General features: G+C 66.5%; 12 protein-coding genes. 3 read left to right on the forward strand and 9 right to left on the reverse strand.

The genetic code is table 11. The features are described 5' to 3' along the window. Nucleotides 1-62: 62 nt before the first annotated feature. Both D4754_RS07465 and D4754_RS07470 read left to right on the forward strand, forming a co-directional pair. A complete protein-coding gene (locus tag D4754_RS07465) occupies nucleotides 63-1,082 on the forward strand; it encodes a LacI family DNA-binding transcriptional regulator (RefSeq protein ID WP_121062376.1) in 1,020 nt (339 codons plus the stop codon). Next, entirely contained in the window at nucleotides 1,079-1,591 is a 513-nt protein-coding gene (locus D4754_RS07470; RefSeq protein WP_163025826.1) for a 2'-5' RNA ligase family protein, read from the forward strand. The genes D4754_RS07465 and D4754_RS07470 overlap by 4 nt, the downstream gene beginning before the upstream one ends. A gap of 206 nt (nucleotides 1,592-1,797) precedes the next feature. Here D4754_RS07470 and D4754_RS07475 read toward each other — a convergent pair whose 3' ends face one another. Genes D4754_RS07475 through D4754_RS07490 form a run of 4 tightly spaced genes read right to left on the reverse strand, consistent with a single transcriptional unit; the run spans nucleotide 1,798 to nucleotide 5,154 of the window. After that, nucleotides 1,798-2,796, reverse strand: a complete 999-nt coding sequence (locus D4754_RS07475; RefSeq protein WP_121062380.1) for an NAD(P)H-dependent flavin oxidoreductase — start codon at nucleotides 2,794-2,796, stop codon at nucleotides 1,798-1,800. A 1-nt stretch (nucleotide 2,797) separates the two neighbouring features. Beyond that, nucleotides 2,798-3,595 (reverse strand): enoyl-CoA hydratase/isomerase family protein, encoded by a 798-nt coding sequence (locus D4754_RS07480; protein WP_121062382.1) that lies wholly within the window; start codon nucleotides 3,593-3,595, stop codon nucleotides 2,798-2,800. A 3-nt stretch (nucleotides 3,596-3,598) separates the two neighbouring features. Continuing rightward, nucleotides 3,599-4,744, reverse strand: a complete 1,146-nt coding sequence (locus D4754_RS07485; RefSeq protein WP_121062384.1) for a thiolase family protein — start codon at nucleotides 4,742-4,744, stop codon at nucleotides 3,599-3,601. A gap of 2 nt (nucleotides 4,745-4,746) precedes the next feature. Next, nucleotides 4,747-5,154, reverse strand: a complete 408-nt coding sequence (locus tag D4754_RS07490) for a zinc ribbon domain-containing protein (RefSeq protein WP_121062386.1) — start codon at nucleotides 5,152-5,154, stop codon at nucleotides 4,747-4,749. A 133-nt stretch (nucleotides 5,155-5,287) separates the two neighbouring features. Between D4754_RS07490 and D4754_RS07495 the strand changes: the two genes are divergently transcribed. Beyond that, on the forward strand, nucleotides 5,288-6,037 hold the full coding sequence (locus D4754_RS07495) for an SDR family oxidoreductase (protein WP_121062388.1): 750 nt from the start codon (nucleotides 5,288-5,290) through the stop codon (nucleotides 6,035-6,037). Nucleotides 6,038-6,107: 70 nt separating this feature from the next. Here D4754_RS07495 and D4754_RS07500 read toward each other — a convergent pair whose 3' ends face one another. The 5 genes from D4754_RS07500 to D4754_RS07520 are packed head-to-tail and all read right to left on the reverse strand — an operon-like array spanning nucleotide 6,108 to nucleotide 12,306. After that, nucleotides 6,108-7,079 carry a Bug family tripartite tricarboxylate transporter substrate binding protein gene (locus tag D4754_RS07500; protein WP_121062390.1) on the reverse strand — a complete coding sequence of 324 codons (972 nt, stop codon included), beginning with the start codon at nucleotides 7,077-7,079 and terminating at the stop codon, nucleotides 6,108-6,110. Nucleotides 7,080-7,102: 23 nt separating this feature from the next. Continuing rightward, on the reverse strand, nucleotides 7,103-8,617 hold the full coding sequence (locus tag D4754_RS07505; protein WP_121062391.1) for a tripartite tricarboxylate transporter permease: 1,515 nt from the start codon (nucleotides 8,615-8,617) through the stop codon (nucleotides 7,103-7,105). Between the two features lies 1 nt (nucleotide 8,618). After that, nucleotides 8,619-9,098, reverse strand: a complete 480-nt coding sequence (locus tag D4754_RS07510) for a tripartite tricarboxylate transporter TctB family protein (protein WP_121062393.1) — start codon at nucleotides 9,096-9,098, stop codon at nucleotides 8,619-8,621. Then, a complete protein-coding gene (locus D4754_RS07515) occupies nucleotides 9,095-10,186 on the reverse strand; it encodes a CaiB/BaiF CoA transferase family protein (protein WP_121062395.1) in 1,092 nt (363 codons plus the stop codon). Before D4754_RS07515 ends, D4754_RS07510 begins: the two co-directional genes overlap by 4 nt. Further along, the gene (locus tag D4754_RS07520) at nucleotides 10,183-12,306 is read right to left on the reverse strand and encodes an acetate--CoA ligase family protein (protein WP_121062396.1); all 2,124 of its coding nucleotides are present in this window, start codon (nucleotides 12,304-12,306) and stop codon (nucleotides 10,183-10,185) included. The genes D4754_RS07515 and D4754_RS07520 overlap by 4 nt, the downstream gene beginning before the upstream one ends.

The following is a 12,306-nucleotide window of genomic DNA, read 5'->3' on the forward strand; positions in this document are numbered from 1 at the left end:
ACGTGTTCATATAGAGGCTCGATATGACATCGTTGTGAAACTTCCCGAAGGAATCATGGTCAATGCCCAGACAGGTCCCCGTGTCCCTGCGCCCGCATCGGATCACCGCGGCAGATGTCGCGCGCAAGGCCGGTGTGTCGCGGTCCGCGGTCTCGCGGGCCTTCACCGAAGGCGCCTACGTGGACAAGGAAAAGCGCGCCCGCATCCTGAAGGTGGCGGCCGATCTGGGCTACCGCCCCAACGCGCTGGCCGCGGGCCTGCAGGGCAAGGGCCGGTCGAACCTCGTGGCCATCGTGACGGGGGACCTCGTCAACCACTACGACGGCGAGATCCTGGCCCGGATGGTCCGGCAACTGACCGCCATCGGGAAATGGCCCGTCGTGCTGAACGCGGGGGACGAGATCCCGGATGCCGACGTCAGCGGCGTTCTGGGCTTTCCGCTGGACGCGATGATCCTGCGCGGCGGATCGGTGCCCGATGACGTGGTCGAACACTGCGCGAAGCTGAAGATCCCGCTGATCGTGTCGGGGCGAATCCTCGACCGGCCCGGAATCGATTCGGTCTGCTGCGACAACGAACGCGGCTCGGCCCTCGCCGTCGAGGCGCTGATCGCCCGGGGCCGCCGCCGGATCGCCTACCTGGGCGGGCAGGCCGATCTGACGTCCGACCGGGAACGCCGGAAGGGCTTTCTGGACGCGGTTCAGGCGGCCGGCCTTTCCCCCGTTGCCCAGGCCGACGGAGATTACAGTTTCGACGGCGGGCTGGCATCAGCCCGCGCCCTGCTGACCGCCCACCCCGAGATCGACGCGCTGTTCTGCGCCAACGACGCGATGGCGCTTGGCGCGCAGGCCGTCGCAACCTGCGAACTTGGCCGCACCGTGCCCGAAAGCCTGTCGATCGTCGGTTTCGACGACATCGCGATGGCCCGCTGGCCTACCATCGCACTGTCCACCATCCGCAACGACATGGACATGACGGTGACCCAGATCATGCGCCTGCTGGCGGCCCGCCTCGACGATCCCGACGCGCCCCCGCAAACGGTGCGCACGGAACCGGAATTCATCGCACGAGGCACTCATTGAGCGCGCAACTGTCCGTCTGGCTGGTCCCGTCCGCGGATCAGGAAACCCTCCTGCGCCAACGCATCGCCGACATCGCGACCCGGACGGCCCGCCCGGCCTTTGCGCCGCACCTGACGGTTCTGGGCGATCTGGACATCGACCCCGGTCCGCTATCGGCGTTGCTGCACCGGTTGCACAGCACCCTGCCCGTCCTGCACCTGGCTGTCGCCGGGATCCGGGCCGATCCGCAATTCTTCAAATCGCTCTACCTGGACCTGCCAGTGTCCCCGCCGCTTGGCCGGTTCCGCGACGCGCTGTCCCGTGGGCTGAAGCGTCCCTCCACGGCCTTCGCGCCCCATCTCAGCATGGCTTACGGCAAGCTGGACCCGGCTGAGCGGCCCGAGATCGACGCGCTGAGCGATCTGACCGGCACGATCCTGACCTTCGACCGCCTGCAGATGGTCCATTCCAACCAGACCCTCGCCCCATCCGCCTGGCGCGTGCTTGAGGAGTTTTCCCTGTCTCGGTGACACGACTCGAACGGGTATTTCTGCCATATGGGAACGGTCCGAAAGCGCGGCGCCCTGATCTCCTTGACCGGAAAGGGGAACGGCTACGACTGCCACGGTCGGGATGTTCTTCGAAACCATCAAGACAGGTCTGATCTGGCCGGTCGCCCCCGGTCCGTCACAACATCGACAATGGAAACCTGTCTGTCGTCTTCCGGTTTGTGTGGTCACTTCGACACTGCGCAGGCGTGCCGACCCGCCAGGCCTTCCCAGGCGACTTCCATTTCCCTGGCCAGTTTCGCCACGATATCTCCGGCCGGTTCTTCGCAATCAGCGTGGGCCACGGCCGAGGACATCGACACCAGGCCGCGATCCACGTCGCCGGCGATGTAGGCCCAGTCCCGGCCGTGACGTCCGCTGACCATATCACCGAAATCCGCGTGGCGGGCGGCCTCGCCCAATTCGCGCTCCATCTGCTGAACGCGGCGCGCGGTCTCGTTGTCCAGCACCCGCCATGTATCCTTGATGGCGTGCAGCACCGCGACGGTGCTGTCCATGCCGGCCGCCACCATGCGGGCCTTGTAGTTCGGATGTGCCTCGATCTCGGTGCTTGCGAGGAAGCGGCTGACGACGACGGCGGCCTCGCCGCCCTGGGCCAGCACGCCAAGAATCTGGCGCCCCGTGCCGATCCCGCCGCCAAGGGCGATGGGCACGTCGATTTCCTTCAGCGCCTGCGCAAGGATCACGTGGCCAGGATGCGGGTTGATGCCGGGGTGGCCGCCCGCTTCCATCCCGACGATGGCGATGGCGTCCACGCCCGACTGCGCCGCCTTCACCGCGTGACGCAACTGCGTGGACTTGTGGATCAGCACGCCGCCGCCGTCGTGGATCCGGGCGATCATCTCGCCCGGGTGGCTTCCAGCCGTCTCGAACCGGGTCACGCCATGGCGCTGCGCGATGGCGAGACAGGTGTCGTTGATCTCGTTCGACCGGAAGCGCGAGATCGAGAAATTCACCCCGACGGGCGCGCCCTGGGCAAGTTCGAGACACTTCACAAGGTCGGCTTCGAAAGCGTCGGGGCTGTCATGGCTCTTGGGCGTCAGGAAAGCCATGGCCCCCGCCCGTGCGCAGGCCGCCACGAAGGCCGCCTTGGAATGCCACATCATGCCCCCGACGATGATCGGAAAGCGCATCCCGAAAAGCTCGGTCAGCCGGGTGCGGAACATCTCACTCCCCCTTGAAGACGGGTTTGCGCTTTTCCAGGAAGGCCGCCATGCCTTCCTTCCGGTCCTCGCTGTCCATGATCATCGCGGCGCCAAGGCGCTCGTATTCCAGCCCCTCCTCGATCCCGACCTGAAGCCCCTTGTTCACCGCCGCCTTGATGAAGGCCACGGAAAGCGGCGGTTTCGCTGCGATCTCGTCGGCCATGGAGCGGGCAGTCTGCATCAGCTCGGCCTGCGGGACCACGCGGTTGACGATGCCGTAGGCCAGCGCCTCCTCGGCAGTGATGTGGCGGCCGGTGAACATCAGCTCTTTCGCAAGGGGTCCACCGATCAGCCGGGGCATCCGCTGGGTGCCGCCCGCCGCCGGGAGCACGCCCAGGTTCACCTCGGGCAGGCCCATCTTCGCGTGATCCGCGGCGATGCGGAGATCGGCGCAAAGCGCGATTTCCATCCCGCCGCCAAGTGCGACGCCATTGATCGCGGCGATTACCGGGCGCTCGAACTCCTCGATCAGCCGGGTCAGGTCGTGGGTGAACTTCTGCCTGGCGTAATACTCGGCACGCGGCGGCCGGTTGGCGGCACGTTCCTTGATGTCCGCCCCCGCGCAGAAGGCCCGGTCACCGGCGCCGGTGAGGATCACGCAGCGCACACTTCGGTCGTTCAGCATGACGTTCCGGAACGCGTCGTAGAGGTCCGGCTTCATCGTGCCACCCAGCGTGTTCATGCGGTCGGGCCGGTTGAGCGTGATCGTGACCACCCCGTTGTCGGCCTTGTCGTAGATCAGGGTTTCATACTCGGGCATGGGTCAGTCCTTGGTCAGGATGTGGGCGATGGAAATCGAGCCAAGCCCGATCATGTGCGCCATGCCGACGCGGGCGCCGGGCTGCTGCCGGTCTCCGTTCTCGCCGCGAAGCTGGCGGGTGAGTTCATGTATCTGCCCGAGACCGGTCGGCCCCAGCGGGTGCCCCTGCCCGATCAGCCCGCCCGAGGAATTCACGCAACACTGCCCGCCGATGGCCGAGCCGCCGTCGCGCAGGAAGTGCTGGCCGGCCCCCTTGGGCGCAAGACCGAAGGTCTCGGTGTAAAGGATCTCCTCGATGGCGAACGCGTCGTGCAATTCGACACAGTCGAGGTCGGAGGCGGCAATGCCGGCCTCGTCATAGGCCATTTCGGCCACCCGCTGTGCCAGCGTGACCGAAGGGATCTCGCGCCCGACCTGCGGTTGCTCGGATTGCAGGACGGAAGCTTTGACCCGGATCGGTCGTCCGCCCGCGATGCCAAGGCGCCGGATCGCATCCTCACTCGCCACGATCGCTGCCGCCGCGCCTTCGCCCCGCGGGCAGCACATCAGGGATGTGGTTGTGCCCGCGACCAGCGTTGAATTCAGCACCTGCTCGACCGTCCGGGGCTTGCGGAACTGCGCGTTCGGGTTCTTCGAGGCGTTGGTGTGGTTCTTGGCCGCGACCATGGCAAGGTCCTCGGCGCTCAGCCCCTTTTCCTTCTTCAGGCGCTCGGCCATCAGCGCGTATTTCACCAGCGGGATCGTGGCCGTGTCGGAGAGACGGTTCACCTTCTCCTTCTGCACCGCGCGGACCTGGTCGCCGGTCTTGTCGACGCCAACGGCGAGCGAAACGTCTCGCCGCCCGGAGGCCACTTCGAGCACCGCCAGTTGAAAGGCAGAGGATCCCGAGGCCGAGGCGTTCTCGATCTGGGTGCAGGCCAGGCCGGTGGAGCCCAGGTGGTTGAACATGATCCGCCCCGCGGCCATGCCGATCCCGGTGCAGCCGACATAGGCGCTTTCGACCTCGGGAAACGCGATGCCCGCGTCTTCCAGCGCGCCGCGCACTGCGGTCAGCCCCATGTCGATGTAGAGCGTTTCGCTCGCGAACTGGTAGGGGTGCATGCCCACACCGATGACGTAGACCGGGCGCATATCGGACAATCTTGCCATGCTCAGACCTCCTCTTCCGGGGCGAAGCGGCAGGCCAGCACCGTCTCGCCGTTGCGCTCGACCTCTTCCGCCCGCGCCACGATGGTCATGCCGTCGCGATACTGCGCGGCGCTGCCGGAGAGCATGACCTCCTCGATCATTCCGGGCGCGATCTCCGCTTCGGCGACCACGCAGGGCGGGGTGATTCCGGGGGCAAGCTTGGCGTGCAGGGTGATGAAGGTCAGCAGCGTCGCCCGCCCGTCGCGGGCTTCGGGCGTCACCTGCTCGGGCCGCGCGCCACAGCGCGGACAACCGTAGCCCGTGTGGGGGAAGTGCTGCTCTTTGCAGGCGGCGCATTGGCCGAAGATCAGTTTCAGGGCGGGGCCGGTTCCGTCGATTTCGTACAGGTCGGGCTTTTCTAACGCCGTCATCTCGTCTGTCCTTGTGTTTTCACCTATGAGTAGAAATTCTTACTCAACAGTACAATGAGGTGTATTGCATTTTCTGACGTCAGACGTAACTAAACTTACCAATGAGTAAAAACCTATCCCAAGGAGGAAGAACATGGATCTCGGGTTGCAGGGACGCGTTGCCTACATCACCGGCGGTGGTGGCGGCATCGGTCGCGCCAGTGGCAAGATGCTGGCCGGGGAGGGCGCACGGGTCGCGCTGATCGACATATCTTCCGAGGCGCTGGACGACGCCCGGGCCGAGATCGAGGCAGAGGTGACCGGCGCACAGGTCTGGACCGGTGTCTGCGACGTCACCGACAAGACCTTGGTCTCCGAGGTTTTCGCGACCGCCGCCGAGGAACTCGGCCCTTGCGACATCATGGTGAACAACGCCGGTTTCTCGCGGGACAAATACCTGCTGAAGATGTCCGAGGACGATTGGGACGATGTCCACAACGTCGTGCTCAAGGCCGCCTTCCACTGTAGTCGGGCCGTCCTGCCGGGCATGATGGAACGGAACTGGGGCCGCATCATCAACATGTCTTCCATGGCCCATCTGGGCAACAAGGGGCAGACCAACTATTCCGCCGCGAAGGCCGGACTGATCGGCATGACCAACGCACTCGCCCGCGAGGCCGGCGCGTTCAACATCACGGCCAACGCCATCGCGCCCGGTCTCGTCGCCACGCCGCGCCTGCGGGCCCGGCCCGATTTCCACAAGCTGGAACAGCGCTCGTTGACGCTGACGCCAATGCCGCGGCTGGCGGTGCCCGAGGATATCGCCAAGGCGGTGACCTTCTTTGCGTCCTCGCTGGCCGACCTGGTTTCGGCGCAGACCATGGGCGTTACCGGCGGCCGCTGACCTCTGCCGGGATCGAACTGCAACGGGGGCCCTGGCGGCCCCCGTTCTGATTCCGGGACGTGTCACGGAATTACCGCTTCTCGATGCCGGCGGATTCGATGATCTGGCTCCACCGGTCCTGTTCGGCAGAAACGTGGTCCTTCATCTCCTGACCGCGCATCATCCAGATTTCGGATTGCACCTTGTCGAAGGCGTCCTTCACCGCGTCGCTTTCCATCGCGGTGGCGAAGGCGTCGGCAAGGATCTCGACCCGCTCCGGCGGCGTGCCGGCAGGCACGAAGATGCCGGACCACGAACCCGTCTCTGCCTCGGGAAGCCCGGCCTCGGTCATCGTCGGCGCATCGGGGAAGAGCGCCAGCCGCTCCGCAGAGGTCACGCCCAGAACCTTCACCGACCCGGACTGCACGTGGCCCAGGGTGGAGACCGGGTAGTCGAACGCAACATCCAGCCGGCCCGCGATCAGGTCGTTGAGCATCGGCGCGGACCCCTTGTAGGGCACCTGAAGAAGCTCGATCCCGGCCGCGTTGGCAAAGAGTTCCGACGCAAGATGTGTACCGGTGCCAATGCCGGCCAGCCCCACGGTAACCTCGCCCGGATGCTCCTTGGCGTAGGCGATCAGTTCTTCAGGCGTGCTGTAGGGTGTGTCCTTGTAGGCGATCACCGTGTTCGGGGACGAGCCCATCATGTGCACCGGCTCGAAATCCGCGAGGCTGTCGTAGCGCAGGTCCTCGTAGAGCGAGGGTGCCGCCGCCAGTGTGCCCAGCGTGCCGTAGATGATCGTGTAGCCGTCCGCATCGGCGCGCGCGACGTATTCAAGGCCTAGCGTCCCGCCCGCCCCGGGCTTGTTCTCGACCACGACGGTCTGGCCAAGCGCCTTGCCGAACTCGTCCGCGATCAGGCGCGACCGGGTGTCGGTGATCCCGCCCGGTGTATAGGGCACGATCCAGGTGACCGGCTTCGCGGGGAAGTCCTGGGCCTGTGCCGCGCCGGCGGCCAGTACGACGGCGCTCGCGGCGGCCAGTTTGCCAAGATGATTGAACATGTTTTCTCCTCCTGTTGAAAGGGTTAGGCGGCCATGTCCGCCAGCGCGCGCTTGCGCCGGCGCAACGACGACCAGATGGTCGAGGCGACGATGATCGCGGCGGTGACCAGAAGGCCCGCACTGATCGGTTCGGTCAGGAAGACCATGGGATCGCCCCGCGACAGCAGCAGCGCGCGCCGGAAGTGCTCCTCGGCCATCGGGCCGAGGACGAGGCCCAGAAGCAGCGGCGCCGCGGGCAGTTGCAGAAGCTTCATGCCGTAGCCCATCAGCCCGAAGACGATCACAAGGAAGATGTCGATCGGGTTGTTCCGCGCGGAATAGGCGCCAAGGCAGATGAAGAAGAGGATACAGGGATAGAGGATGTGATAGGGGATCAGCAGCATCCGCACCCAGATGCCGATCAGCGGCAGGTTCAGGACCAGCAGCATCAGGTTGCCGATCCAGAAGCTGGCGATAAGACCCCAGAAGAGGTCCGGGTTGGTCTGGATCACCAGCGGCCCCGGCTGGATGCCGTGGATCAGCAGCGCCCCAAGCAGCAGCGCCATCGTGGCCGACCCGGGGATACCAAGGCTCATCGTCGGAATGAACGCTGCTTGTGCTGCGGCATTGTTCGCCGTTTCGGCCGCGGCCAGCCCCTCGATCGCCCCCTTGCCAAAGCGCTCCGGCGTCTTGCTGACGCGCTTCTCGACGGAATAGGCGATGAAGGCGGCAATCGCGGCACCCGCACCCGGCAGAACTCCAATGATCGACCCCAGGACCGAGCCCCGGGCCATCGAGCCGCTGGTGTCCTTCCATTCGGTCTTCGTGGGCCACATGGCGTGCCACGAGGTGTCGACCTTCTGTCGCGAGGTGGCGAAGACGGAGGAGGTGAAGTTGATCAGGATCTCGGACACCCCGAACAGGCCCATGGCGAGCACGACAAGGCTGATCCCGTCGAGCAGTTCGCGCGACCCGAACGTAAAGCGCGCGGCGCCCGACTGGATGTCGGTCCCGACCAGCCCCAGCAGAAGCCCCACGACAACCATGGCGATACCCTTGATGGGCGAGCCCTGGCTCAGCGTCGAGGCCGCGAGCAGGCCCAAAACCGTCATCGAGAAGTACTCGGGGCTGCCGAAGCTCTGCGCCACGGCGACCAGCGGCGGGGCGAAGGCCATCATCAGCACGATGGCGAAACAGCCCCCGATGAAGCTTGCCAGCGTGGTCATCGCCAGCGCCTTCCCCGCCTCGCCCTTCTGGGCCATCGGGTAGCCGTCGAAACAGGTCACCGCTGAAGTGACCGACCCCGGCAGGTTCAGCAGGATGGCGGCGGTGGACCCGCCGTAGATCGAGCCGTAGTAGATCCCGGCCAGCATCACCATCGCGTCGGTCGCCGGCAGGCCGAAGGTCAGCGGCATCAGAAGCGAGATACCGGCAAGCGCGCCCACCCCTGGCAGGACGCCGATGAAGGTGCCAAGCGTCACGCCGATGAAGCAGGCCCAGAGACTCGACCACGAAATCGCGACCGAGAACCCCATCATCATGTTGTCGAAGAGTTCCATCTCAGGCCCCCGGCAGAAGGTCGATGTTGACGATACCGCGTAAGCCCAGGACCAGCGCGGTGATGAAGGCGCAAAGTCCCAGAGCGACGCAGAGCAGCGTCACCGGGCGGAAAGGCCGGTCCGCCAGCCCGGCAAGGAAGATCAGCGCGAAGATCGCGACATAGGCGCCGGCTGTGTCGATCAGCAGGGCGAAGGCCCCCAGCGCGGCGCAGATGGCAAGCACCGCCCGCCACGGGACATAGGGCGCCACCGCCAGAGAGGTCCGCCCCTCGAACACGATGGCCAGTCCCAGCGCCGCCAGGGTGAAGCCCAGCAGCATGGGGAAGACCGCGGGGCCGACGTTGCGCAGGGTGCCAAAGGAGTAGCTCAGACTTTCGAACGCGACGATCAGGCCGACGACGAAGATGATCAGTCCCGCCGCGAGTTCGAGTGTGTTGAAACCCGCGATCCGGTGCGGAGGCCTGGTGTCTTCGGCACTCATCGGGATTGGCCTCCATGGGTGTTCAAGGCGGGCGCCGGCGGCAGGTCGCGCGACATGCCGTCAAGCCGCACCGGGAAGGGCACCGCGGGGCCGCAGGCCGTTTCCACGATCAGCTCGCGGGCCGCGAAATGCTCGGACGCGGTCGCCTCGTTCACGGTCAGGACCGGGCTTGCGGGGACATCGTGCCGGATCATCAGATCCATCGCCTCGTCGCGGCGCATCGGCGCGACGGCCGCGGCGATGGCCGCGTTCACGTCCTGCGCCCGCCCGCGCCGCGCGGCGAGGCCCGCGAGCTCAGGGTCGTCGAATGCCCCGAGCTCTAGCGCCGCGCAGAGCGCGCGCCAGAAGTGATCCTCGAGCGCGGCAATCGAGATCGCGCCGTCCCGGCAGGCGAAGACGCCATAGGCCGGGCGCACCAGCGCCACCTCGCGCTGCGCTTGCAGGTCTTCGACGTGGTTCACGTTGTAGACCCCGCGCCGTGGGTTCACCCAATGGGCCAGGCAATCGGTGATCGACAGGTCGATATGCTGTCCCCGCCCGGTCGTGGCGCGCTGCAACAGCGCGGCGAGGACCGAGGCCAGCCCGTAGATCCCGCCACCAAGATCCGCGACCGGCAGGCCGAAGCTGTGTTCGGGCGGCCCGTCCGGGCGGCCGCACAACGACGTCACCCCAGCCTGAGCGAGGTAGTTGAGGTCATGCCCCGGCGTCTTCACCAGGGGGCCGGTCTGGCCGTAGCCCGACAGCGAGATGTAGACGAGGCCGGGATTGACCGCGGCCATGGCGTCGTAGCCCAGGCCCAGGCGCGCCATCACACCGGGGCGGAAACCCTCGACCATGACGTCGGCCTCGCGCAGGATCTCCACCGCACGCGCCCGGTCGTCTTCGTCCTTGAGGTCCAGCGCGACCGAGCCCTTCCCGCGGTTCACGATCTCGAAGGTTCCCGGTGAACTCCGGCGCAGCCCGTCGCCCGCGGGGCGTTCGATCTTGAGCACGCGCGCGCCCATCTCGGCCATGGCGCCCGTCATGAAGGGGCCCGGCAGAAGTTCGGAGAAATCGGCGACGGTGATGCCGTCCAGTGGCCCGCTCACGCCTCCACCACGATCACGGCATCGAGCGCCATGACCCCCTCTCCGACTGTGCCGACCCAGACCGGGTTGATGTCCATCTCGACCAGTTCCGGCGTGGCAACGGCATAGTCCGAAACATTCACGATCAGGTCGGCCAGCGCGCCGGTGTCACGTTTCGGCTGCCCGCGATACCCGGTCAGCAGGCGCGAGGATTTCAGCGCACCGATCATGTCCATCGCCATCTCGCGCGTGACCGGCAGCATGGTCCGGGTCACGTCGGCGAACATCTCGACATAGATGCCGCCCAGCCCGAAGGTCATAACCTGCCCGAACACGGGATCGCGGGAGACGCCGACAAAGGCTTCGATGCCGCCGTCGGGGGCCATGGGCTCGACCAGGACTCCGGTCAATTCCGCGTCCGGTCGGGCTTTGCGCGCATTGGCCATGATCTCGTCATGTGCCGCGGCCGCGGTTTCGGGGGTCACGTTCAGCTTCACCCCACCGATGTCGGACTTGTGGGTGATGTCCGGGCTGACGATCTTGAGCGCGAGCCGCCCGCCCATCCGGGCCGCGATCGTCGCGGCGTCATCTGCGGCGGCGGCAATCTCTGGCGCCGTTGCCGGCACACCCGCGGCGGCGAGCGCCCACTTGCCCTCGATCTCGCTCAGGGTCCGGGTCGCACCCGCCTCCCCGCGCGAACCCGTCTGAACGATGGCGGGCGTCCAGCCAGCATCCCGGCGCTGCATCCAGGTGCCATAATCGACCCAGCGGCGCAGCGCCTGGCGCATGTTGCGCAGCGACCGGAACGGGACAAGCCCGGCCTCGGCCAGCTTGCGATAGCCTTCGCCCTGCCGTTCCGACATCCAGATCGGCACGATGGGCACCGCGGCGCCGTCCTGAACATCCTTCAAGGAGCCCGCGTTCACCACCGAGTATTCGCCGTAGTCCATCGGCAGCGGCGCCAGCACCAGCCCGACATTGGCGTCGGCAGCACAGGCCGCCAGAGCCTCGCGGTACGCCTCGGGGTGGGAGATCGAGATCGATGTGGTGTCGATCGGGTTCGACATGTTGGCGTAAGCGGGCAGTGCTGCCGCCAGCCGCTCTGCCGTTTCCGGGGTGAACTCCGCCAGCGTCAGCCCCGCCATGCCGACATTGTCGGCACACAGCGACGCCGCCCCGCCCGAGGAGGCGAAGACGCCGATCTTCTCGTCGCCCGTGGGGATCTTGCGGCAGAAGAGCATCGCCACGTCGACCAGTTCGTCGAGGTCGTCGACCTCGACCACGCCCAGCTGGCGGAAGACGGTGGAATTGACCTCGGCCGAGCCGGTGATGGACGCGGTGTGCGACGCCGCAGCCTTGGCACCGTATTCCGAGCGGCCGACCTTCAGACCGACCACCGGCTTGCCCTTGCGCGCCGCCTCCGTACAGGCGGCCGCGAAGCGGGCACCGTCCTTGAAGCCCTCGACAAGGCAGCCGATCACCTTGATGTCGGGATCCTGTGCCATGTGGTGCACGAAATCGGCCACCTGGAGGTCGCATTCGTTGCCCGACGACGACCAGAGCCCGAACTGCGCGCCGCGTTCGTTGTGCTGGATCATGTTGCGCCCAAGGCCGCCGCCCTGGGTGGCGAGCCCGATGGGGCCGGGCGCGATGTCGTCTTTGAAAGCCGGGCTGAATGTCATGCCCAGAGGCAGGTTCAGGTTCACCAGCCCCGGGCAGTTCGGCCCGTAGATGCGGATGCCGGTCTGCCGCGATATCTCGACCAGCTTCGCCTCTTCCGCCCGGCCCCATTCGTCGGCCTCGGAAAACCCGCTGGTCAGGATCACGGCGAAGCCGCAGCCCTTTTCGCCCGCCTGCTCCACCGCCTTGACCACGCCCGCCGCGGGGATCACCACCATCACCACGTCCACCGGTCCGGGCAGCGAAGCCACGTCCGGCACGCCGTGCAGACCCATCACGGTCTCCTGCTTCGGGTTTACCGGGTAGACGGTGCCCTTGAAGCCGGAATGCTCCACGATGTTCCTCATCGCGTGGTAGCCGATGGAATGCGGCTTTTCCGACGCGCCCAGCACCGCGATTGTCCGCGGCGCGGAGAGACGCGTCAGGTCTGGGAAGACGTAGGGCTCGAAATCTCTGGGCAT

The sequence above is a fragment of the Chachezhania antarctica genome, assembly GCF_003646465.1.
In the GTDB taxonomy this organism is placed as follows: domain Bacteria; phylum Pseudomonadota; class Alphaproteobacteria; order Rhodobacterales; family Rhodobacteraceae; genus Chachezhania; species Chachezhania antarctica.

Coding starts and splice junctions, on each gene's coding strand:
- D4754_RS07465 (WP_121062376.1), top strand. CDS start 63: ATGCCCAGACAGGTCCCCGTGTCCCTGCGCCCGCATCGGATCACCGCG.
- D4754_RS07475 (WP_121062380.1), bottom strand. CDS start 2,796: ATGTTCCGCACCCGGCTGACCGAGCTTTTCGGGATGCGCTTTCCGATC.
- D4754_RS07480 (WP_121062382.1), bottom strand. CDS start 3,595: ATGCCCGAGTATGAAACCCTGATCTACGACAAGGCCGACAACGGGGTG.
- D4754_RS07485 (WP_121062384.1), bottom strand. CDS start 4,744: ATGGCAAGATTGTCCGATATGCGCCCGGTCTACGTCATCGGTGTGGGC.
- D4754_RS07490 (WP_121062386.1), bottom strand. CDS start 5,154: ATGACGGCGTTAGAAAAGCCCGACCTGTACGAAATCGACGGAACCGGC.
- D4754_RS07495 (WP_121062388.1), top strand. CDS start 5,288: ATGGATCTCGGGTTGCAGGGACGCGTTGCCTACATCACCGGCGGTGGT.
- D4754_RS07500 (WP_121062390.1), bottom strand. CDS start 7,079: ATGTTCAATCATCTTGGCAAACTGGCCGCCGCGAGCGCCGTCGTACTG.
- D4754_RS07505 (WP_121062391.1), bottom strand. CDS start 8,617: ATGGAACTCTTCGACAACATGATGATGGGGTTCTCGGTCGCGATTTCG.
- D4754_RS07510 (WP_121062393.1), bottom strand. CDS start 9,098: ATGAGTGCCGAAGACACCAGGCCTCCGCACCGGATCGCGGGTTTCAAC.
- D4754_RS07520 (WP_121062396.1), bottom strand. CDS start 12,306: ATGCCCAGAGATTTCGAGCCCTACGTCTTCCCAGACCTGACGCGTCTC.